Source organism: Ruminococcus sp. 1001136sp1_2201st1_G3_2201SCRN_220225 (genome assembly GCF_040924365.1).
GTDB lineage: Bacteria > Bacillota > Clostridia > Lachnospirales > Lachnospiraceae > Blautia_A > Blautia_A faecis.
In genome coordinates this window covers 1-21,478 of sequence record NZ_JBCOME010000054.1, presented here as the reverse complement: position 1 = coordinate 21,478, position 21,478 = coordinate 1, and the positions used below count along the sequence as shown (strand labels likewise).

General features: G+C 39.2%; 22 protein-coding genes and 1 pseudogene. 3 read left to right on the top strand and 20 right to left on the bottom strand.

Translation table 11 applies throughout. The features are described 5' to 3' along the window. Positions 1 to 183 precede the first annotated feature (183 nt). The 13 genes from AB5642_RS15715 to AB5642_RS15655 all read right to left on the bottom strand — a co-directional run bounded on the left by AB5642_RS15715 (position 184) and on the right by AB5642_RS15655 (position 14,366). Complete coding sequence (locus AB5642_RS15715) at positions 184 to 369, bottom strand: hypothetical protein (RefSeq protein WP_148462163.1); 186 nt, start codon at positions 367 to 369, stop codon at positions 184 to 186. Positions 370 to 480: 111 nt separating this feature from the next. Next, complete coding sequence (locus AB5642_RS15710) at positions 481 to 1,500, bottom strand: acyltransferase family protein (protein ID WP_272105099.1); 1,020 nt, start codon at positions 1,498 to 1,500, stop codon at positions 481 to 483. 451 nt (positions 1,501 to 1,951) lie between these two features. Then, a complete protein-coding gene (locus tag AB5642_RS15705; RefSeq protein ID WP_148462161.1) occupies positions 1,952 to 3,007 on the bottom strand; it encodes an acyltransferase in 1,056 nt (351 codons plus the stop codon). 50 nt (positions 3,008 to 3,057) lie between these two features. After that, complete coding sequence (locus AB5642_RS15700) at positions 3,058 to 4,407, bottom strand: methyltransferase domain-containing protein (RefSeq protein WP_187566111.1); 1,350 nt, start codon at positions 4,405 to 4,407, stop codon at positions 3,058 to 3,060. Between the two features lie 22 nt (positions 4,408 to 4,429). After that, a complete protein-coding gene (locus AB5642_RS15695; RefSeq protein WP_148462159.1) occupies positions 4,430 to 5,266 on the bottom strand; it encodes an NAD(P)-dependent oxidoreductase in 837 nt (278 codons plus the stop codon). Positions 5,267 to 5,283: 17 nt separating this feature from the next. Then, positions 5,284 to 6,738: a glycosyltransferase family 2 protein gene (locus AB5642_RS15690; protein ID WP_195380266.1), complete on the bottom strand. Its 1,455-nt coding sequence runs from the start codon at positions 6,736 to 6,738 to the stop codon at positions 5,284 to 5,286. Positions 6,739 to 6,757: 19 nt separating this feature from the next. Further along, positions 6,758 to 7,654, bottom strand: coding sequence for a glycosyltransferase (locus AB5642_RS15685; protein ID WP_187566109.1), 897 nt, complete (start codon positions 7,652 to 7,654; stop codon positions 6,758 to 6,760). Positions 7,655 to 7,656: 2 nt separating this feature from the next. After that, entirely contained in the window at positions 7,657 to 9,330 is a 1,674-nt protein-coding gene (locus AB5642_RS15680) for a glycosyltransferase family 2 protein (protein WP_148462156.1), read from the bottom strand. Positions 9,331 to 9,346: 16 nt separating this feature from the next. Then, positions 9,347 to 10,648 carry an ABC transporter ATP-binding protein gene (locus AB5642_RS15675; protein WP_148462155.1) on the bottom strand — a complete coding sequence of 434 codons (1,302 nt, stop codon included), beginning with the start codon at positions 10,646 to 10,648 and terminating at the stop codon, positions 9,347 to 9,349. 17 nt (positions 10,649 to 10,665) lie between these two features. Continuing rightward, on the bottom strand, positions 10,666 to 11,460 hold the full coding sequence (locus AB5642_RS15670) for an ABC transporter permease (RefSeq protein WP_148462154.1): 795 nt from the start codon (positions 11,458 to 11,460) through the stop codon (positions 10,666 to 10,668). A gap of 106 nt (positions 11,461 to 11,566) precedes the next feature. Next, positions 11,567 to 12,445, bottom strand: a complete 879-nt coding sequence (locus AB5642_RS15665) for a glycosyltransferase family 2 protein (protein WP_148462153.1) — start codon at positions 12,443 to 12,445, stop codon at positions 11,567 to 11,569. A gap of 89 nt (positions 12,446 to 12,534) precedes the next feature. Then, positions 12,535 to 13,527, bottom strand: a complete 993-nt coding sequence (locus AB5642_RS15660; RefSeq protein WP_148462152.1) for a glycosyltransferase — start codon at positions 13,525 to 13,527, stop codon at positions 12,535 to 12,537. 20 nt (positions 13,528 to 13,547) lie between these two features. Next, a complete protein-coding gene (locus tag AB5642_RS15655; RefSeq protein WP_148462151.1) occupies positions 13,548 to 14,366 on the bottom strand; it encodes a glycosyltransferase family A protein in 819 nt (272 codons plus the stop codon). Between the two features lie 60 nt (positions 14,367 to 14,426). Between AB5642_RS15655 and AB5642_RS15650 the strand changes: the two are divergent. After that, a pseudogene (locus tag AB5642_RS15650) lies at positions 14,427 to 14,480 on the top strand (DUF6783 domain-containing protein); the annotation flags it as partial. A gap of 14 nt (positions 14,481 to 14,494) precedes the next feature. Here AB5642_RS15650 and AB5642_RS15645 read toward each other — a convergent pair. The 4 genes from AB5642_RS15645 to AB5642_RS15630 all read right to left on the bottom strand — a co-directional run bounded on the left by AB5642_RS15645 (position 14,495) and on the right by AB5642_RS15630 (position 17,193). After that, the gene (locus tag AB5642_RS15645; RefSeq protein WP_148462150.1) at positions 14,495 to 14,929 is read right to left on the bottom strand and encodes a DUF2304 domain-containing protein; all 435 of its coding nucleotides are present in this window, start codon (positions 14,927 to 14,929) and stop codon (positions 14,495 to 14,497) included. Beyond that, entirely contained in the window at positions 14,926 to 15,654 is a 729-nt protein-coding gene (locus AB5642_RS15640) for a glycosyltransferase family 2 protein (protein ID WP_148462149.1), read from the bottom strand. Before AB5642_RS15640 ends, AB5642_RS15645 begins: the two co-directional genes overlap by 4 nt. Continuing rightward, complete coding sequence (locus tag AB5642_RS15635) at positions 15,642 to 16,814, bottom strand: glycosyltransferase (protein WP_148462148.1); 1,173 nt, start codon at positions 16,812 to 16,814, stop codon at positions 15,642 to 15,644. The genes AB5642_RS15640 and AB5642_RS15635 overlap by 13 nt, the downstream gene beginning before the upstream one ends. 322 nt (positions 16,815 to 17,136) lie before the next feature. Continuing rightward, positions 17,137 to 17,193, bottom strand: a complete 57-nt coding sequence (locus AB5642_RS15630) for a DUF6783 domain-containing protein (RefSeq protein ID WP_368072564.1) — start codon at positions 17,191 to 17,193, stop codon at positions 17,137 to 17,139. Between the two features lie 62 nt (positions 17,194 to 17,255). Here AB5642_RS15630 and AB5642_RS15625 point away from each other — a divergent pair, with 62 nt between their 5' ends. Continuing rightward, positions 17,256 to 17,978 (top strand): hypothetical protein, encoded by a 723-nt coding sequence (locus AB5642_RS15625; RefSeq protein ID WP_148462147.1) that lies wholly within the window; start codon positions 17,256 to 17,258, stop codon positions 17,976 to 17,978. Positions 17,979 to 17,981: 3 nt separating this feature from the next. Beyond that, complete coding sequence (locus AB5642_RS15620; RefSeq protein WP_195391833.1) at positions 17,982 to 18,431, top strand: HD domain-containing protein; 450 nt, start codon at positions 17,982 to 17,984, stop codon at positions 18,429 to 18,431. Positions 18,432 to 18,546: 115 nt separating this feature from the next. Here the strand turns inward: AB5642_RS15620 and AB5642_RS15615 are convergent, their stop codons facing one another. The 3 genes from AB5642_RS15615 to AB5642_RS15605 all read right to left on the bottom strand — a co-directional run. Next, positions 18,547 to 19,182: a DUF4317 family protein gene (locus tag AB5642_RS15615; RefSeq protein WP_330382746.1), complete on the bottom strand. Its 636-nt coding sequence runs from the start codon at positions 19,180 to 19,182 to the stop codon at positions 18,547 to 18,549. 219 nt (positions 19,183 to 19,401) lie between these two features. Then, positions 19,402 to 20,598 carry a MalY/PatB family protein gene (locus AB5642_RS15610; protein WP_195391834.1) on the bottom strand — a complete coding sequence of 399 codons (1,197 nt, stop codon included), beginning with the start codon at positions 20,596 to 20,598 and terminating at the stop codon, positions 19,402 to 19,404. Then, a partial coding sequence (locus AB5642_RS15605) for a PLP-dependent aspartate aminotransferase family protein (RefSeq protein WP_368371742.1) occupies positions 20,579 to 21,478 on the bottom strand: 900 nt, incomplete at its 5' end. The genes AB5642_RS15605 and AB5642_RS15610, both read right to left, overlap by 20 nt.

Genomic DNA, 21,478 nt, shown 5'->3' with positions numbered 1-21,478 from the left:
AAGCGTACATTCGCAATCCGCTTCTCTACTTGCTCATGAACGCAGTCGCTTCGCGATCTGTCAGTGGGAGCTTTCAATTCCCACTGACAGAAGCATCCCCCTCACCTGCTGCTTAGTGCTCCGCACACTTGAAGCGGGGGAATGCTTATCTGCGTTCAATCTTTTCATCCAGGGCTTGATCTCCTACTTTTTACTGTAAGCTTTTCCGTCACTGTAATAAATATGAAAGTTCCTTTTTTTCGTGTCTCCCTCGCATAAAAAACGCTTCACTATCATACCGTATACATCATACCTGTCAACATATTTCCCCCGGCTGTTCTCAAAACCGCCCTGATTTTCCTCTATGATTCCACGGATAAAGTCCTTCATTCCCTTCTTTTTCCGACGTGTGATTTTTCGTAAGTGACTCAAAACCACTATATTACATTATATCAGGAGAAACGTCTGGAGTCACTACACCATGTTTTAAGACACTTACAATCATTTACACTGTAACAACATTTTAACTAAAGAAGAAGTTTCATTTTGCAATTTTTCTATAATTAATTTTTCAGATGGCATTAACAATTTTTCTACAAGACATAATAGCAAAAAGCAATATATGTATGCTTGAATTGTAGTACTTATAGTTATTGAAATGTTGAATATACCAAGAATCTGCGGAACCAATTCCTTTATTATAAATTCATTTCCACACAAATACAAAGATGCTCTTCCTAATCGTTCCAATATTTCTACACCCGATAGAAAATACGAAACTCTAAGAACTAAAAATATAGAAGGAAGCGGAGTGATAATTTCAAACATCTTTCCAATTATATCATTTAATCCAATTATTTTAGACAATAAATTATTTTGCCAAAATAGGGAAAACGAATATATAAAACATAATAGCAGAGCAATATTTGAAATCCATTTTACAAGTGATTTCTTACTTCTAAAAAGTTTAAGGACCGGCTCATATGTAATAAATCCTATACAATAAAAAATAGTATAGTATAATGCACTATCAATATTCCAATACCAACTTGGTTGTACGGTGGGAGGTGGAGAAATCAAAAACTGTGAGAACATAAATAAAATTAAGCATGTAATAAATATAATAATTTTTTTATTCATTTTCTTTATAAAAGAAAATAATATTTCAATAACAAACAGACAAGAAAGAAACCATAATCCGCCCCCAAAATTTATATGATTTCGAATATCCCCTTTTAATAAAAGCATTAAATTCTCGTGTATATAAACATTTGTATTTCTCAATACAGCATTATATAGAATGCCTAATATAGCGAAAAAGAAAAAAGGAATTAAAATATTAATAACCTTTTTTTGAATATTTTCTAATATTGTTTTATGATTAAAATTTTCAAGGCATCCAGACAAATAAAAAAATAAACATACGTGAAAACTAAAAACCCAATTATATGCATTTCCTGTCACAACTCCATAGTGTCCTAAATAAATAAAAAACATTCCAAAACATTTTGCAACATCAATTCATTGAATACGTTGCATATAATAAATTTGTGACTATAAATAGTAAGTGCAGTCTGAAACGCGTTATTGCCAAGATTTACAAATCTGCCCATGAAATAACCCCTCCATAATAACAAACCGCCGATTACCATGTAGGTTTATTTTACTACATTGGTAATCGGCGGGCAAGAGTGGAAAAATGTTCTTTGGGATGATATTCTCTATACGAGTTGATATTCACCAGCATATCGGGATCAAATGTCAAATTACATTCTTCAATTATCATTCCAACCCCTATCGTATAATTAATCAAATTATTCCATATCAGCATTGTATTCTAATTCATGTAAACATAGGAAAAAGTGTACTACTTTCAAGATTTACAGAGCTATCCATAATAACCAGCGTCGATTACTAAATAGTTTTTACATAAATAATCGACGAACAAAAGTCTAATATAATTATGCATTTTCTATAATCTGACCAATATTTTCTTGCTTAACTGCTGCATCGGCTTTTCTACGCATAAAAAAGAAAGCAGCGCTATTATGCATGTAATGCCAATACAAAATACCAATAACCAAATTTCTCCTATTACAATGCTGCTTTTATTAAACAGATATACTACGATCTGCTGCACAAAAAAACCATATAAATATAATCCATATGATATATCAGCCTGCGAAAAGCATTTTGCAAAGGTCGGTTTTTCCACCAATGCAAAGGAGAATATTGTATATGAAAATGTCACATATTTTAATATACAAAAGGTAAGCGATCCTGGGTTCAGACAGGACAACAGGAAGACTGCCAAAATACTTACCTGAATATTTAACAATTTCTGCATACATGGAAAAGTGAATAACACTCCAATCAGATACCACGGAATCAGTTCCATCGCAGCCCATATATCTGTCCCATATATGACACAACGCCATTCAGGATGATACAAAAGTTTTACCATTTGTAGACAACATAATACAACGGTAATCACAGAAACAAAAGCAAAAGAATATCTCTTCTCCTTTTTTTTTCCTGCAAGAATCAAAATAATCGGAACCAAAATATACATTGCGAATTCTATAGGCAGAGTCCATAATGAACCATTTACTGCATTGGGATATGGATTTGTTTCAAACACTCCTGGCAGTGAATATGCTGGAAATAACAATATATTTCGCAGATAATTTCTAACCAGTGGTGACTGAAAATATTCGTTGATTGTAAGTGTTGACAGGATTGGTCCAATCACATAAGCAGCAACTAATGTAAATGCAATAAGCGCAGGAAAAATTCTAAAAACTCTTTTCGTCATATACCGTACCGGATTAGAATCTGATTCCCAGCTTTTCGCAATAAGAAATCCACCAATCAAAAAGAAGATTTTTACTCCGAGCGCCTGAATTCCTTCTCCCCATAATGTAGGAAGGGTATAGCCACCAATATATGCCATATGTCCAGCCATAACCATTATTGCAGCAACAAACCTAATGATATTAAAATTATTGTCTCTTTTCTCCCTCGCCATTAAATAATTTCTTTCTCCATTTCCTCTTATATTTCACTTATGTGGATACATCACTTTGATTTTCTTTCCTGTTCTAATGCATCCGCACATTCTTTCCAGCCTTTTTTCGCACTTTCTAACGCTTCCGCACATTCTTTCCAGCCTTTTTTCGCATTTTCTAATGCTTCCGCGCATTCTCCCCAGCCTTTTTTCGCATTTTCCAATGCTTCCGCACATTCTTTCCATTCGGTACGGGTTTCTTCCAATGCCCCTGCACACTTTTTCCACTCAACACGAGTTTCTTCCAGTGCGGCTGTACTTTGCGCCAATTTATCCTCTACATTTTTAAGCTCCGCATTTTTTTCACTCACCATTTGCTGCGATTGCTCTAATGCTTGCTTTAATTCATCAATGTCTCTCTGATTTTTTTCCTCAAAGGCTTTCGCTTTCTTTAACTCATCTGCACACTTTTTCCATCCTTCTTCTGATACAAAGACTTGCTCTTTTAAAGTTCTTCTCTCATTTGGAAGCATTGAAAAATCCTTTTCCTGCAAATCTGCCCCTGAAAAATCAAGCACCTGATTCAGCTTTCCTACAAGATTATTACCCTTTTCCTGTAAAAGTCCTTCTAGATGATTGGTGTTTGCCTCTTTTTTGTTTTTATAATAGGTCAGTACAAACAAATGCTGAATCGCATTAAACCATGGATTTAACTGAATCAGTTCATACACGTTTGGATACTTTTTCTCCACTTCCTGCATAAACTCGGTTTCCCCGAAAGTACTTCCTATATATTCACAATCCAGTGCAAAGTCTGCTGTACTATTAATATCTTCGATCCACTCAATAAAAGAATGTCTGGTAAAATATTTCGTGTGTGTATTATCCAGCACACCCGCTTCGCGATAATTAAAATGATCATTAAGCAAATTTAAAAATATATCTGCATTATTCACATTTGGAACACTGATCAGGATTTTCCCTTTATCTTTCAAGTATCTGACTGAGTTTTCAATAACCCTTGTAGGATTTATTACATGTTCAAGAATGTCGATCAAGGCAATATAGTCAAATTCAAAAGACAGACTTTCTAATTCTGCAAATCCTTCATCCGCATAATCAGGCGCTTCAATATTTGTGCAGAATATCTTATTATATTTATATTTTTCCGATGCATTTCGACATGCTTCTGAATCAATATCGATTCCATATAATTGGCATTTTTTATTCAGTAGCATAGCACCAAATTTGCCCTCACCGCAGCCAATATCAAGCACTGTACTTTCTGCATTTACCTGGCGTGCAAGTATCGCAACATTTACATTGTCATTATCTTCATTCACTTTGAATTCCTCATTATGATATCTGTTTTCAGACGAGCGCCATACTAACTGATTCTTTTTTCCATTTCCGAATTCCACACGATCACATCCTTTTATAATGTTATTTCCCTGTTGTCATTAAAATTTTATTTATTTTCGTGCTATCGCCATAAATAATCTTGGAATCATAAGGTCTGTCAGGAAATGCTCCATATTTCAATTTAATCGGAAGTCCCTTTTCTTTAATGAATGCTTCCACCTTATCTTTCAGAGCAACTGGATTTCCTGTGCAGACATTTATAATTCCAGTAATTTCATCCTGTGTGCTTGCAGCTACGATTTCCATTGCAAGATCTTTTATGTCAATGAAATCATATTTGTTTTCACCTGAAGTAAATGGAAATTCTTCTTTTCCATCTTCTACTGCCTGAAGCAGCTTTGTGAAAATAGAACTGTTTCGTCTGTCATCTCCCAGAATGTAATATGCTCTTAACCAGTAAATCTTCACATCTGAATTCTGGGTTAGCAGTAAAAGAGACTGTCTCAATGCATTTTTTGCAATACCATACTGTGATAATGGATTACACGGAGTATTTTCATCCACTGCACCTTCCCAGAATCCAATCTCATGCATGGTTCCCATAACTGCGATTCTTTTGCAGCCGCCATCAATTAAATTCTTCAGAAATGTAAAATGCTTTGATAAGTTTTCCATATGCTTTGGTGAATTATGCACAAATCCATCCTGCCATGCTAAATGAATACATAAATCAGGACATTTTACCTTTTCATAAATTCTGTCATCACCGGAAAATATATCCACATCCAGAATTTCAGCTCTTGAGTCAATTTCCTTATGGTTAAAGTCAATTGCATAAACCTCATGACCTTTTCCCAACAATTCTTTTACTACATATTTTCCCATATAGCCAGCAGCACCAGTTACCAATACTTTCATTATCTTACCCTCCTGATCTAAAAATACCCTTTGTTATGTAGTTTTCTCTTTTTAAAACATTTTTTCAATGGGAAAATATTCAGCAGCGTATTCACCCATCCTTTGGTTTTCACCCGCCGTTCAAATTCCCCTTTCACATTCACAACATCGAGCAGTCTTTCATCTTTAAGTTCCCACACGATTTCCGGATCTGAGTTAATGAAAAATACTCCCTCTTTCGTCTCCAGGCCGTTATGTACACAATCCTCTAACGTAAGTACTTTTTTCTCTCCGTTTGTAAACCAGATATCCACACTGAAATTTTTCAGCATAAACAGTCCTTCTTCACATAAATCGAATCGCATTGCTGTTAAATCATTTGTTTTTTCTTCAAATAGAAACCAGATGTCAAATTGCGGTGCTTCTGCCTTATTCACGGCCTGAATCACCTGATTATTGCTAAACCTTTCACCTTTACTGAAGAAAAGTTGACTTACCATTTCGCCATTGGCATTTACAAGATTCTGAGCTGCACCAGCTGTTGACAGCTCTATGATTCTTCTGATATTTCCTGCCGGCAGAATAATATTCTGACTGTTGTAAGTCTCTTGTACAGAATGATACGTTGCATCCCAATTTTCCTGATCATGCAAGGTGGCAGATGTTTCAATGTTTTTCCAGAATCTGTAGATTGCTGTCGGTGCTTCAATATCGGAAACGCCGCATAAAAAAGCGGTTCTCATAAAATATTCCCAATCTTCTGTCACATTAAGGCTTTCGTTGAATATAATTCCTGCCTTCTGAAAAATATTTACAGGAAACGCCAGAGTCATCAATGGGCATCTGTTAACAGATAACTGATTGATCAAATTAAAGGGAACACAGTAGTTTGCAGACGGAGCAGCCACTGCACAATATCCCAGTTTTTCCAGATTTTCCCAGTCCTGTGCAAATGCAAAAGAATGAAGAATACGGCCCTCGTTTTCTTCTGCACACTTTTTAAATTCCTCTACCCAGTTTGAGAAAAGAATATCATCATCATCAAAAACAGCTGCATACTTGCCCCACGCATGGGAAAAACCATAATTCAGCGGAGTTGTTCTGGTTCCTTCATTCAGACGAAAGAATCTTATTTTCTTTCTGAATTCCTCTTCCTGATCTTCCAGAATTTCTTCGATCAACTTACCATGTTCTTCATCAGCTTTATGCGCAATCAATAATATTTCAAAGTCCTGGCATTCCTGCGCCTGCAGACACAGCAGGGCTTCGCGCAATCCCTGCTCTCTCTTTCCCTGCGTACGGATAATAACGCTTAAAAAAGGAGAATTTTCCTTTTTTTCACCTTGAATGACAGGAAGATATTTCTCTTCGTATAATTTCTGGTTTTCTTCTGTATTTAAATGCTCTAATCCTTTTAAATACAGCCCAACATTACTGTTCGCTGAAAATTCACCAATAATATCTTTCCAACTATTATTATTTTTATTATTCATACTCATTTCCTCAAAGCAATTAGTGATTAAACTTAAATCGCATCTTACAATATTCATCTCCTAAAAATCTTCCGATTTTATGTTCTGGATCTATCATTTGGGGTAAAGTACCCTCTTTTTCTCTTTTACGATATTCCTGCGCTGCTTTTTTTTCGCTTTCACCACCATGAGTCAGATACTGCTGGCAAAGCTTTTCTGCCCTTTCCGGATTTGACCATTTATAGGCAAGAAGCATGGCTGCTTCTGCAGAATAATATATTTCTGCGGATGTAGGCTGCCAGGTTCCTGATAAGGACAGATTTTTAGCATGATATACAATAGCGGATGGCATATAAATGATTTTATAACCAGCCAAGCGCACACGCCAGGAAAAATCCAGGTCATCACAATATAAAAAGAAGGTTTCTGCATCAAAACCATTTATTTTATTGTATACCTCTGTTTTAAACACAGTACAGGCAGTAGATGCCCATTCCGTTTCTCCTGTTTTTGTATTATATTCCTTTGCATGCTCCAGCGGAGTCTGTCTTGCCTCCACCATTCCAACCTCTTTCAGTTTAAGAGGTTCCATCAGCTTACACAGACAGGTTGGCTCCAAAATAACATCTGGATTCATGATCATCATAATATCAGCATCTGTATTCTCAGCCATCAGATTATGACCTTTGGCAGTTCCGGAATTAAATCCAAATACTTTATATTCAAATTCAATTTCCGCCTTCAGCATTTCACGGATATCTTTCTGTGTTTTTTCATCCAGAACAGGAGTTGGTGTAGAGTCACCATAAATAAGCCTCACCTGCAGATCTCCCACGCGTCTGTGATAGACTTTTACAGCCTGCTGAAGGGCTTTCATTGCTTTCACCAAAGCGTCTACCTGATTTCCATAAATTACAGATTGAATTTGTAATTTCATTATTATTTCTCCCATATTCGTTTTTTTCCATATACAGCCAGTCTTGCTGCACTCACAGGAATCTCATAGGATTCGTGTTTTTTTCGTACTGTTTTTAATGCCTCGTCTAATTGATGCTGTCGTTCTTTCTGAATCTTCTGTTCAAAAGGAACTCTATACAAAGATGTTGTTTTTTCCACACAAATATACTTTGTCCTTTGTGCATACCTTACCCATAAATCCCAGTCCTCCAGATAATCCAGTGAGCTGTCAAAGCCCCCAAATTCTTCATAAAGACGTCTCGAGAACATAATGCATTGTATTGGTATAAAATTATGATAACACAGCTCTACTTCATCAAATGCAGTCGTATATCGCTTATTATAAGCTTTAATATGGTATTTGTACGGAGAGGTGCTTTCTACAACAACCGGAGTCTCAAATCCAAATGCATATGCTGCAAGATATTTTCTGTTCTGCGCCAAAGCCTGTACCAGGGTTTCTACATGATCCGCAAAAAAGATATCATCATCGTCCAGAAAATTAATATATTCCCCGGCTGCTTTCGATAATGCAAGATTTCCCGCTTCTGAACGTCCGGCTTTCTTTCCGGTGGAATAATATCGGATATTCAAATCTGAAAATTCTTCTACGATCATTTTTTCAGCAGAAGCCTCACCATCTTCCACCACTATAACCTCTATATTGGAATACGTCTGATTTCGGATGCTGATCAACGCTTCTCTTAAAACTTCTGCACGCTGACAGGTTCGCACAATAATGGAAACCAAAGGACAAAATTCACAATCCTTCTGTGTTTGGATTTTATTGTCACGCGTAATTTCATAATCCCACTCCAGGAACTGTCCCACCTGCGCCCTGGCATAACTTTTATTATTAAAAGAAGAGATACATGAAAAATGTGCCGCAAAAGCCTGAAGCAATTGTTTTTTTGCTCCCGGATAGGGGGCCCGATGTAAAAAAAACACTATTGCAAACTGAAAATAGCCTCTCATCACATCGGAAAAGCTGCCAAAACGATATCGCAGCAGCAGATTATTAATCAGAGAATTTACATACTGCGCCGGCTTCACCGCTCCAATGCTTTCGTACGAATAATGCATTATTTTCACAGTCGGACAATATTTAATTTTGTAATCGGATGCTCTCAGACGCCAACTGAAATCCACGTCCTCCGCATACATAAAAATATTTTTATCAAACCCCTGAAGTTTTTCAAAAATTTCTCTGCGTACTGCAAATGCTGCTCCGGACATCCAACTTGTAATGCCAGTAACAGGATCATAAATTTTGGGATGCTCATATGGCAGCTGTCTGAATTCCCAGGCTCCGATTTCTTTCGATGACTCTGCAATTATCTCTTCCAGCCGCTTAAAAGTATCTTCGAATACCTCTGTATCAACGTTCAAAAAGCAAACAATTTCATCCTTTCCAAAGGATGCTCCTAGATTGTTAGCATTTCCAAAACCCTGATTCTGTTCCTGCTGAATAATCTCAAAACGGCTGAAGTCGTCTTTCTTTTCATAAGCAGTCAGCAATTCTACCGTCTGATCACTGGAATGATTATCCACAAAAAACAACTTCAGATCTGAAGAAAGTGCCTTTGCCTTCAGCAGAGAATCCAGGCACCTTTTTATCCATTTTTCAGAATTATATGTAACAATTACAATATCCATATTTTACCCACAAATTCTATAGAAACATTACATTTTCCTGTCGATTGGAAAAGGCTCTGATCTTGCTTGGAATTTCAATATAAGAAGAATTGTAACCTTGATTTACGACTTCCAGTTCCATAATACCATGAAGCCAGGTAAGCATTTCATGCTTAGACTGTGTACCCTGACCTACCGCTGCTCCTACCAGATAAACACCATTCATGATACGCGGCAATGTATATTCGTACACGATCTCAATAATGTCATTTTTCTTTCCGTTGACCACTTCGCCCTGATTAATAAAATTGTTAATATCAAACAGAGGAAGTCCTTTATTATTCTCCAACACAAATCCAACAATCAGGCTTGGTGCATCTTTCATACACTCAATTACTACATGAGTTCGATAAGTTTTATCAACGTACAGTCGATTTACCGCTTTATCTTCGGAATCTGTAAAAAACAGAGAACGGATTGCCACACTGTCATTGTGAAAACGATCCTCCACAAAACTGATCTTGGGATATTTTCTCTCTTCATCAATTTTTTCCATGAAGACATTCCCTGCAACTTCATCCTGAATATGTCCGGCCACATATTCTGCTGATTTTCGCTTTTCGTCCATATACATATCACAAATATGCGCAGCTTCGCCAAAGGCTCTGACCGTACCATGATCAAGCCATAAAACTCTGGAACACATCTGGCGTACACTTCCGATATCATGAGATACAAAAAGAATCGTAACGCCATTTCGTTTTAACTCATCAAATTTTTTAAAACACTTGTTCTGGAAGAAAATGTCTCCAACACTCAGTGCTTCATCTACAATAAGAATATCTGGTTCCACATTAATCGCAACTGCGAAAGCCAAACGTGCAAACATACCGCTTGAGTAAGTTTTCACCGGCTGATTGATAAAGTCTCCAATATCCGCAAATTCTACGATTCCGTTAAGGCGCTCATCCATTTCCTTACGTGAATAACCCATCATACGGCCATTCAAATATATATTTTCTATTCCAGAATATTCTTCATTAAAGCCAGCTCCAAGTTCCAATAAAGCAGAAACCTTACCTTCTATCTGAATATTTCCTGCTGTCGGACTTAAAACTCCGGTTACAATTTTCAGCAAAGTAGATTTACCGGCACCATTCGTTCCGATAATCCCCACTGTCTCGCCTTTTTTCACATTGAAGCTTACATCCTTAAGCGCCTCAAAAGTTTTACTCTGCTTCTTGCCAAAGCCTAACGCTTCCTTTACACGATCAGACGGTTTATTATATAAGCGATATGTTTTATTCAAATTTTCTATATTCACTGCATAATTTTGCATTCCTAATATCCTCACTTCTATAATACGTCAGCAAAATGCTGTTTTAATTTTTTGAAGCAGCTCATTCCTATTAAACAAAAAGCCAACGCAATCAGCCAATAATACAAATTCCATCCGAATCCATATTCCCAAAAGCATTTTCCACTCATCAATGCGTCACGATAGCCTCGTACCGGATAAAACAAAGGATTAAAGTTCAGTGCCCACTGTACCTTTTCATCAAAAATACTCATCTGCCATACAATCGGTGTTATCCAGAAAACAATCTGTAGAACAATGGATACGATTTGAACGACATCCCTAAAAAAAACAAAAAGTGATGCAGTGAAATACGATATTCCAATGCATACAAGAAGCATGTAGACAATATAATAAACTAACTGTAACCAATACACACTTGGCATCTGTCCATATACGATAAATAATATCGCTGTAAAACCAATTAAAAATAATTGTACAAAAAACACAGATACAACTCTTGCAACTGGCAATATATTAATATTAAACAAAACCTTTTTTACAAGATAACTGTATTCTACTAAGCTTGAAGTTGCATTTGTAATAGAATCACTTACAAAAAACCATGGCAATAAGCCGGATACCAGCCATAATATGAATGGATAGCCGTCTACATCTCCATTTTTGAATCCAATCTGAAAGATGAACCAGTATATTAATACCGTAATAACCGGCTGAACAAATGCCCAGAAAAATCCCAACACAGAACCGGCATATTTTGTTTTAAAATCATCCAATGCAAACTGACTAACAAAAAATAAATTTCCTTTCAATTTCTCACACCATTTTTTCATGTATTCCACCTGATCATTTCAAATATTTGTCCTTTTAAATCGAAGTTATCTTATCATATATGTATATAAAACGCAAGAAAACCACATGAAAAAGTATCTCTCAGACTTACTCTTCTCCCAGCATCTCCAAATAAACCTCACACGCCCCCACAGTCTTCTCCATCATAAACCGAATCCGCTTCTTTTCTGTCCCATAGCTTTTCTTGGTTGCTGCACCGCTTTCATGTTTCACCGACATGGAAGGATCATACACAATATTATAGCCTTTTCGCTGACAGCGCAGCGCCAGTATATATTCTTCGTAGAAAAACCGGGTTTCCGGCTCAAAGGCTTTTTCTTCTTTTTCGACAAATGATGGAGTAAAAATAAGACAGGCGCCAAAAGGGACAATATTTTTCTGAAGCTGACTATAAAGTGTCATATGTTGTTTCTGATTTTCTATCTTGTTTTTTTCCGCTTTTTGAAGCATATGGTAAACAACAGGATACATGACTGGATAAAAACGTAACGCCAGGCGGTTCATTTTTATAGTATATTCTGCTTCTTCTTTGGTTCTAAGTCTGGTATCCATTGGGTTCTGATGTTCACCGGTACTCTGCCTGATCACATCGGGACCCAGAACATAGCATTGATTATTTACATAACTTTTTTCCAGTCTGCTGATAAAGTCTTTTTGTGTAAATTCAATGTCATTATTCAAAACAATGATATAGCTTTTCCCAAAATGTTCTCTGGCGTACTGATACCCTTGATTATTTGCATAAGAAAAGCCGCCATTTTCTTTTATCTGCAAAACCTTGATTCTGGAATTCCCCTGATATTTTTGGAGCAGTTCCTGTCTGTCTTTTTCTTTTTTCTGAATGTCGTTGTCTACGATCACAATCCGGATACGTTCCTGCTGTTCCATTGCCAATATAGACCTGACACAGGTATCCGTTACTGAATAATCTTTATAATGTAATATCACAAAGCTTACGTATTCCATTTGTTTTCCTCTTAATATTTCTACTGAAATTTTACTTCAACATTTAAAATATGAAGCATTGGAAATAGCACGCCACACAATCTTTTTTGTTATTTTTTTTTACTGATCAGCCAGCCAAAGGGCCTAAGAAGTTTCGTTTTTAATAAAAGAATCAATACTTTTACTGCTGCTTTCTGCGTAAATGGAATGTCCACCTTTGCATTTAGCTTTGCTTTACTGTTTTTCCAATAAGCTGGAAAATACATATTTACCGTACAGCTGATATAATCGCACAATTCCCTGATTTTCTCCCATCTTGCTCCCGGGGCGAGCTGAAACAGACAGGTTGCAAAAATCCTCATAACAAACAGCTCATAGAATTCCGGACTGTTCTGAATTCCAATTTTATTTACTCTGGTTAAAGTATTTTCCAGGCCTTTATACGGAAGAGAGTATTTTTCCAAACCTTTGAAATTGTGAATCGCTGACGATGCGTGCTGCACATAATAATACCCGCATTCCGGCAAGGTAGCGATTCTTGGACATACAGCAGAAAAAAACAAAGAAACCGGCATATCCTCCCCTCGCTCACCGCTTTGAAATTTCACGTCATACTTTTCCCACAGTTCCCGTTTGTATAAATGGGAACATACTGCTGAAATTCGGAATGTCCACTCCTCATTTTCCAAACGTTTATACACACCCGGAATAATCTTATTCAGCTCTTTTCCACCTTCGTCCACATAAGTCAGGCCACATATTACCATATCAAGAGTTTCTTTTTCCGCAAGACTGTACATTTTTTCAATATAGTCTTCCTGCAGGTAATCGTCTCCATCCACAAATGTAAGGTATTTTCCGGTCGCTTTCTCTACACCCAGGTTTCTGGCTGCTGCCACGCCTTTATTTTCCTGTTCTAACAGAATAATCCGGCTGTCTTTCTGCGCCAATTTACGCAGAATTTTCCCGCTTTCATCTATACTCCCATCATTGATTATAATGATTTCCAGTTCGGGTAAAGTCTGCGCCATAACCGAGCAGATACATTTTTCTACATATTTTTCACTATTATATACTGGAATAATGACAGATACTTCCGGCATGATTTTCTCCTTAATTCTCTTCACACCTCATTAGATTCTTCACTCTTCTGGTAAACCTTCTCAATCATTTTCGCAACCCACCCCGGCCAAAATTTCCGGAACATATATAAGTCTTCCGCTCTTCTTCCGTTTTCCTCAATCAGTTCCGAGGTTGTGGATTCCTGATGGATCCGGTGCTCCATTCCTGCCCTTGCAGTGTATGCAAACTCGCCTTTTCGCCTGGAAATTTCTTCCCATGCCTGCCAGTCAATGTTGCTTTTCATGTTATTTTTAAAGGAAAAACTGTCCAGATTTTCTTTTACAAGGGTGACTGCAGGGCAACAGATAGCCGATCCTATGGAGAGAATTCTCCTTCGAACAAAACGGTTTTTCCAAAAGCAAGTCAGTTTCAGAGGAGTCAGAAGCAGACGTTTCACCTTAAGAAGCCGGTTAGTTGTCACCGTTTTTCCATTTCGAAGTTCATTATAGTCTGTAAAAATAATAAGAGGATGACGACATTTCTTCGCAGCTGCCAGTACATCCTCCGTATAGTTTACATAATATCTGTCATCCTGATGAGCGAGGGTTACAAGCGGTGTTGTTGCACAGCTATAGGCAAAATTCCAGTCTCCAGCCAGACCTTTTTCACCGTGGTTTATATGAACAGGTATTCCATACTTCTCACCAATTCCATATATATATGAATTGGGAGTTGAAGTCGCGATCAGAATTCTGGTTCTGACTTTCTGCGCCAGAAGAGACTGTACACATTCTTCCAAATACGGACTCTCACCGTACGCGCATACTGCAAATGTATGAAGATTTATTTTATTACTATTATCAAAATTCTTTAATCCCATATTTTTCATTTTCTCTATAAACTTTTAGATATATTCATTCCAGAACATGTTTGAAAAAGGCTTTCTGCAAAATATCCCCCAAAGTGGGGAGTACAGATTGCTGGAATGATTTTTAAAGAAACCATTGGTCATCTTCCCTCTCCAATACCAATTTCAGCCTCTATCTCCTGCTTTTCTACTTCTTCCCGTTCCAATAACGTCTCTTTCTCATCTACTTTATCAATCTTCTTATTCTCAGCCTTGGAACGAAGCGCAACTTCTGCTGATAACACTCCAATCTTGTCTTCCAGCTGAGATACAATAATAGATAAGGTAAATATTTTTTCTACCAGCAGGAAAATGATCACCAGAAACACCAGATTACTTGGTGACATAATTCCGAATATACGACACAATTCATAGGAAATTTCCGGAAAGATTGCCAGCAAAAGTAAAATGGCCGCGAAAAAAATCCAGAAAATAGCGTCCTCCATTTTGACTTTATTTTTTCGGATTTTTCGAAGAATCCATCCAACAGTCAGAACAGAGGCAATAATAAGTAAACCTTTCAGCGTGTCGCTCATTTTTTGTCTCCTTTCTCTCGTTTACGCACCCATTGAAAAATAAAAATAGAAAAGAACATTTTCATCATATACCAAATGGAATTTTTGAAATCCAGGTAGCTGGTTCCGGCAATTCGCTCGTGCATTTCTACCTGCACTTCTTCAATCTTTACCCCGCAATTCAAAAGGTATGCCAGGGTATCCGGTTCCGGACTGTAATTGATATCGTAGCCAAAGCGTTTGATCATGCGCTTATTAAAAAGGCGCATTCCGGAAGTTACATCTCCAATATATTTCCCGCCTGTGGTTATCATGATGGCGTAGGTAAGCAGCTGGCTTCCAATCATTCTGGAATTAACAGGCTTGCGTTTGGTCTTAAATCTGGACCCAATCACAATATCACAACCGGTCCGCTCCATCTCCGTAATCATATCCTCTATATACTTTGGATCATGCTGACCATCGCCGTCCAGCTGGAGAACGTAATCATATCCATAATAGTTCGCATAGCGCATACCGCTTTTGATCGCGCCGGAAAGTCCGGTGTTTACAGGAAGATCCATGAAATTATAACCGCGGCGGGCACATATCTTACGGGTGTCATCGGTGGAGCCATCATTGATCACCACGTAATCATATTGAGGATAATTCCTTTCCAGATTGTCTACTACCTTTTCTATGCATCCAGCTTCATTGTAAGCTGGTATAATGATCAAAATTTTTGATATTGTTTTTATTGAAGCCATGAATTCTCCGTTCTGTGTTTCTCCACAATCTCCACCAGTTCTCGCGCTCTCGTCTCAAAAGAATATTTCTCCTTAATCACCGGCCACTGCTCGTCGACTTTTGCTTTCACTTCTTCATAGTTGTTCTCAATTTCCTTCACGCACTGGTGGAATTCTTCTTTATTGCTATAGTACAGCACTGCTTCCGGAAAGATTTCCCTGAGCTCATCGCAGCAGTCAGATATTACTGGGAGACCGCAGGCCAGGGCGTCGAAAATGCGATTATTCACAAACTGGTAATCCAACATGTCTTTCCAGTGGTCATTCAATGTGACGCGGGCACTTCGGTAAAGGGCTGGAATCTGGCTGTTTTCGATAAAAACGTCCTGTACCATGGTCTTATCTGGGCCTAACATGGCTTTCCAGCCGGCACCCCAGATTTTCAGCGGAAGCTTATCCTGTGCTGCCCATAATACACATGGGCGGGCCACACCACGGGAATTTCCAATAAATAAATAATCTTTTCCACGGCTGCATTCAGCTGCCTGATCCGGGTAAAAAAGCTCAGTGTCTGTACACTGAAGCAATGGATAAACAGGAACCGTAAGCTTCGCCTGAAGCTCCCTGACATAATGGCGGGAACCTACGCATACAATATCATAGAGCTGGTATTCTTCTTGAGTAACCATCTCCGGGTGGCTGATATTCCACATAATGTAGAGGCATTTGGTGTTCCGACGATCCGGACGGTAAAATTCGCAGCCTCGAAGTACAAGAACCACATCTGCGTTTACTTCACAGTCCCAGTCTTCGTGCAGGTCAATTATAGTGTACATTCCCATTCGATCCAGGTAGCGTTTCAAGGCAACGGCATACGCATAATCGCCCCAACGGATCTTTTTTTCCTCAGGAGCAGGACATTTGATCACCCAGATCTGGCGTTCTTTCGCTTCACGCTGCACCTGTGCAGCCCGTTTTCCCCAGTCGTCCCGGCGATGCAGTTCCTGTGACACATATTCCTTCAGCTCCAGCATGGACTGGCTGTTTTTCTGAAGCTCCAGGAGGATTTTTTCCTGGCGTTTATTCTCTTTTTCCAGTTCACGCAGCTTATTGTCCATATAGGTGCGGCTTACCGGAATAAAGCTTCGTAATTTCTGTTTCAGGGTATTCCAAAAGCTCATATAGAAACTCCTTGTATAATAAGTTGTCAATCGGTAAAAATCTGTTTTTGAGTCTTTGGTTTTTATTATAACGAAATATGACAGGAAACGCAACTCCCCACAGCAAATCACCAAACAGGACAGTAGCGCAGCGTTACTGCTCACTGGTAACGTTCCGCGAAGCGCGTTACTGTGAACGAAATGAACAGTAACAGCGCAGGCGCTCTGCAATTTTCGCTTGAAACAGTAACCCTTCACAATTTTTTCACGTTTTTTTCTACCTTTTATCACTAGGAAAGTAATTTCGAATTTGCTATAATAGTTTCACGACATCAGAGCATGTTTAAAAAAGGCTTTCTGCAAAATGTGCATCACAATTTGTGGGATATTTCATCCCCATCTTTATTCAACAAACGCATCAAACTTTTCTGACATTATAAATCTTAGGAGGATACCGAATTCATGCGAAGAAAAAAGAGCTTACTAATACCGGCTGTGCTGGCTTTTTCCCTTTGCACCGGTGCTGTTGTCCCAGTACTGGCGGAGGAGACCTCACAGACAGCTGATGCAGCAGATAATGAACAAGAGACACATACACAGAGTGCTACAGATACTTCTGATTCCCCTTATGAAAAAGGCACCATCACAGACACTGATTTTCAGAGTGAATGGCTGAATCTGAAATTCACACCACCGGAAACAGTAGTCATGAATACAGAGGAAGAGCTTCAGTCTGTTATGAAGCAGGGACAGACCACCCTGGAAGAATCTTCCGGCGTGGAACTTGGAGATGACGCCCTGTCAGGAACCGTTTATGAAATGATGGCTTCTTCTATCTCTGGTTTTCCTAATGTTTCCTTAGTTGTTGAGGATGCTTCTCTGGAGAATATGACTGTCGACCAGTATTTTCTGGCTGCACAGCAGATGTTGGACGCTACCGGGATGGGCTATACTTATTCAGACGTAACCGATATACAGATTGCCGGACAGGATTTCCGTATTATGGAAACAAGTGTGGCAGTCAATGACTATGAAGTTCTTCAGAAATATTGTACCCGCAAACAGGGAGGAAAGTTTGTCTCCATTATTTTATCATACACCACAGATACCACAGCAGAAGCAGATGAAATTCTGGCAGCTTTTACTCCATTAAATACAGACACGGAGGCTGCACCTGCAGAATAAACTATGGTCTATACTCCCTTAACCATAAAAGCTATAAAAATTGCATATAAAGCACACGAAGGACAATATGACCAAAGTGGGGTTCCTTATATCCTTCACCCGGTTCATCTTGCAGAACAAATGACAGATGAAACTACCACCTGCATTGCCTTGCTTCATGACGTTCTAGAAGATACTGCCTTGACTCTTCCTGATCTGGAAGCGGAATTCCCAAGAGAGATCACAGAGGCAGTCCAGCTGCTTACACACGCTCCTTCCGATGATTATCTGGATTATGTGCGCAGACTTTGCGAAAATCCGCTGGCTCGTAAGGTAAAGATTGCGGATCTCGCCCATAATTCAGATGAAACACGGCTTTCTTCCGTCACGCCGGATCCAATACAGCTGGCGCACTGGCGGACGAAGTATGCAGCTGCAAAGGAGATCATACGGGAATACGAAAATATCCCATAAAGTAGAACTCTAGACTATGTAAAAAGGTACTCTGTTATATTAATATCAATTATGTTGATACCAATATAACAGAGTACCTTTTTTGTATTTTGCAAAAGCAACTGTTAAATTTTTATTATTTCACCCGCAAAATCGACCTCACCAGTTCCAGATGCGGCCTGTCTGCATCCTTCTGGAACACGGCCACATGGTTCAGGTCTGCGCCTCCATCTGTATATGCCGGAAAAAGAAAGCCGCACTCCGGCTCACCTGGCTCGTATTCATCTGCAAGAGGACAAATTACACAGATCAGATATTCAAAAACAGCTTCTGATTCCCCCAGCCGCTCCTTATCTGCTGCCTTTGCCGGAATATCATATCTGTCGTGGAAAATATAAACTGCATAAGGTCTCCTGCTTTTATAATTCTCCATTACAAGATCATAGAAGCTGTCCATAAGAGCATCGTTTTTCAGCCCACATTCCCGGATTGCCATCAAAAGCTGCCACACGGTTCCTGGCCTTCTGTCTGCATCTGCAAATTCATAACGTTTCAGATTTACATTTGTTGCTGCAAAGGGAACTACCTTGGCAAGCTCAATGTTTTTCTTCTTTTCTGCGGCGGACAGCTTTAAAAAATTCACGTTAAAGCTGCCGTCAAAGTCCCCGTCCTTATCCACATAACATCCCGCAATCCTTGTAAAAGAACTCCGGGCAACATTCATCCTCCTGGTCAGCGCCAGCATATCTTCACGGTCGATTTTGTTGGTCATGGTTTTCTCCTGTGTATACGCAAAATGTTTTTTCTATTTTACCATTCCTATATGCTATACACAACAAAAAGTAAAAATATCTCCATTTAAAGTGCTTTTCTAGTTACTGTTCACTGGTAGCATTCCGCGAGGTGTTTTTTGTGAACAAAGTTCACAGAAAACCCGAGAGTTGCGGCGCGAAATCATGCAAAGCATGATTTCTGTGCATCGCGAAGCGTGTTACTGTGAACGGAGTGAACAGTAACACGCTTTTCTAATCCGCTCCAACGCCTCTGTCAGCGTTGCCCTTGGACACGCCACATTAATCCTCTGGAATCCTTCGCCTGCTTTTCCGAAAATCTTTCCACTGTCAAGCCAAAGTCTGGCCTTATTAAGGATCAAATCCTCCAGATCCTCAACAGTCAGGCCTGTCTCACGGAAGTCCAGCCACACCAGATACGTGCCTTCCAGATCTGTCATCTTTACCCCAGGCAGATATTTTTCCACATACTCTTTTGTGTAGTTGATGTTCGCCTCCACATAAGCATGCATCGCCTGGTACCACTCTTCTCCCTTGGAATAAGCGGCCTCTGTTGCCACCAGTCCCAGAACCCCAAGCTGGCTGATTCCTGCCGCATCCAGCTGCTTCCGGAATTTTCGGCGAAGCTCCGGATTGGGAATAAAAATATTGGAGATCATCATACTTGCAAGATTGAAAGTTTTACTTGGGGAAGTGCAGGTAATGGAAATATCCTGAAACTCCTTTTTCAGACCGGCAAACACCTGATGCTTTCCCTTAAAAACAAAATCCTGATGGATTTCATCACTGACAACGGTCACGCCATTCTTTACGCAGATATCTCCTAATTTTTCCAATTCTTCTGCGCTCCACACTCTTCCCACCGGATTGTGAGGATTGCACAGGAAAAACAGTTTTACATTTTCCTCCACGATTTTCTTTTCAAAATCCTGAAAATCGATGTGATAGCGGTTGTCTTCTCCCTGATAAAGGTTGCTGCTCACCACTTTTCTGCCATTGTCCTGAATAACTTCTGAAAAAGGATAATAAACGGGAAGCTGGATCAGCACACTGTCTCCCGGCTGCGTGTATGCTTTTACCGCCATCGCCAGGGCAAAAACAACGCCTGGGGTTTTGATCAGCCAGTCCTCCTGTATCTCCCAGTTGTGGTGAAGTTTCATCCAGTTTGCAATGATTTCAAAATAAGGAGTCTGAACCTCACTGTATCCGAAAATTCCCTCTTTTGAACGCTCTACCAGCGCATCCTCAATATAAGAAGAGGTCTCAAAATCCATGTCTGCGACCCAAAGAGGCAGCACATCTGCCGGTTTTCCCCTTTTTACGGCAAAATCATATTTCAGACATCTGGTATTTTTTCTGTTAATCACTTTATCAAAATCAAGATTTCTTTCCGCCATGTAATTCTTCCTCTGTTTCTGCAAATACTTTTTCAAATTCATCAAGAAGATCCTGTGTATCCTCGATTCCAACAGAGAGGCGAAGGGTTGCCTCTGTAATTCCGTTGCGTTCCCGTATCTCCTTCGGCACATCCGCATGAGTCTGGGTAGTTGGATATGTGATCAACGTCTCCACGCCGCCAAGGCTTTCTGCAAACTTGATCATCCGCACTTTTTCCAGAACAGAAAGGGCAAATTCCCTGCTTTCCAGCTGGAACGTAAGCATGGAGCCAAATCCTCTAGCCTGCTTTTTCATAATCTCATATCCCGGGTGATCTGGTAATTCCGGATAGATTACTCTGGTCACTGCGCTCTTTGTTTTCAGCCATTCTGCGATTTTGAAAGCATTTTTCTGTGCCTGCTCCATGCGGATTCCAAGAGTTTTGATACCGCGGAAAATCAGCCAGCTGTCAAAAGGAGCCAGGCCGGAGCCTGTGGTTTTAATAAGAAAACGAAGCTTTTCGCTGATATCCTCTCTGTTGGTTACCAGAAATCCTGCCAGGGTATCATTATGTCCGCCCAGGAATTTGGTTCCGCTGTGCACTACAATGTCCGCTCCCAGTTCCAATGGATTCTGGAAATATGGAGATAAAAATGTATTGTCTACTATGAGAAGGAGATTATGTCTTTTTGCAATTTCTGCAAGTGCTGCAATATCAGTGACATTCATCATGGGGTTAGTTGGAGTTTCAATATAAATTGCTTTTGTGTTTTTGTTTACATAACTTTCCACATTTTCTTTCCAACAGTCGATTCTGGAAAAATGGATTCCGTTTTTGGATGAAACGTTATCAAAAAGCCGGATGCTTCCGCCATACAGGTCTGCATCTATGATCAGGTG

Excerpts from the sequence above, each read along its gene's own strand:
- AB5642_RS15660 (WP_148462152.1), bottom strand. The coding sequence starts at position 13,527 with ATGCCGGAAGTATCTGTCATTATTCCAGTATATAATAGTGAAAAATAT.
- AB5642_RS15635 (WP_148462148.1), bottom strand. The coding sequence starts at position 16,814 with ATGAGCTTTTGGAATACCCTGAAACAGAAATTACGAAGCTTTATTCCG.
- AB5642_RS15705 (WP_148462161.1), bottom strand. The coding sequence starts at position 3,007 with ATGGCGAGGGAGAAAAGAGACAATAATTTTAATATCATTAGGTTTGTT.
- AB5642_RS15715 (WP_148462163.1), bottom strand. The coding sequence starts at position 369 with ATGAAGGACTTTATCCGTGGAATCATAGAGGAAAATCAGGGCGGTTTT.
- AB5642_RS15645 (WP_148462150.1), bottom strand. The coding sequence starts at position 14,929 with ATGAGCGACACGCTGAAAGGTTTACTTATTATTGCCTCTGTTCTGACT.
- AB5642_RS15620 (WP_195391833.1), top strand. The coding sequence starts at position 17,982 with ATGGTCTATACTCCCTTAACCATAAAAGCTATAAAAATTGCATATAAA.
- AB5642_RS15670 (WP_148462154.1), bottom strand. The coding sequence starts at position 11,460 with ATGAAAAAATGGTGTGAGAAATTGAAAGGAAATTTATTTTTTGTTAGT.
- AB5642_RS15695 (WP_148462159.1), bottom strand. The coding sequence starts at position 5,266 with ATGAAAGTATTGGTAACTGGTGCTGCTGGCTATATGGGAAAATATGTA.
- AB5642_RS15625 (WP_148462147.1), top strand. The coding sequence starts at position 17,256 with ATGCGAAGAAAAAAGAGCTTACTAATACCGGCTGTGCTGGCTTTTTCC.
- AB5642_RS15640 (WP_148462149.1), bottom strand. The coding sequence starts at position 15,654 with ATGGCTTCAATAAAAACAATATCAAAAATTTTGATCATTATACCAGCT.
- AB5642_RS15615 (WP_330382746.1), bottom strand. The coding sequence starts at position 19,182 with ATGACCAACAAAATCGACCGTGAAGATATGCTGGCGCTGACCAGGAGG.
- AB5642_RS15680 (WP_148462156.1), bottom strand. The coding sequence starts at position 9,330 with ATGGATATTGTAATTGTTACATATAATTCTGAAAAATGGATAAAAAGG.
- AB5642_RS15665 (WP_148462153.1), bottom strand. The coding sequence starts at position 12,445 with ATGGAATACGTAAGCTTTGTGATATTACATTATAAAGATTATTCAGTA.
- AB5642_RS15690 (WP_195380266.1), bottom strand. The coding sequence starts at position 6,738 with ATGAATAATAAAAATAATAATAGTTGGAAAGATATTATTGGTGAATTT.
- AB5642_RS15610 (WP_195391834.1), bottom strand. The coding sequence starts at position 20,598 with ATGGCGGAAAGAAATCTTGATTTTGATAAAGTGATTAACAGAAAAAAT.
- AB5642_RS15655 (WP_148462151.1), bottom strand. The coding sequence starts at position 14,366 with ATGGGATTAAAGAATTTTGATAATAGTAATAAAATAAATCTTCATACA.
- AB5642_RS15675 (WP_148462155.1), bottom strand. The coding sequence starts at position 10,648 with ATGCAAAATTATGCAGTGAATATAGAAAATTTGAATAAAACATATCGC.
- AB5642_RS15685 (WP_187566109.1), bottom strand. The coding sequence starts at position 7,654 with ATGAAATTACAAATTCAATCTGTAATTTATGGAAATCAGGTAGACGCT.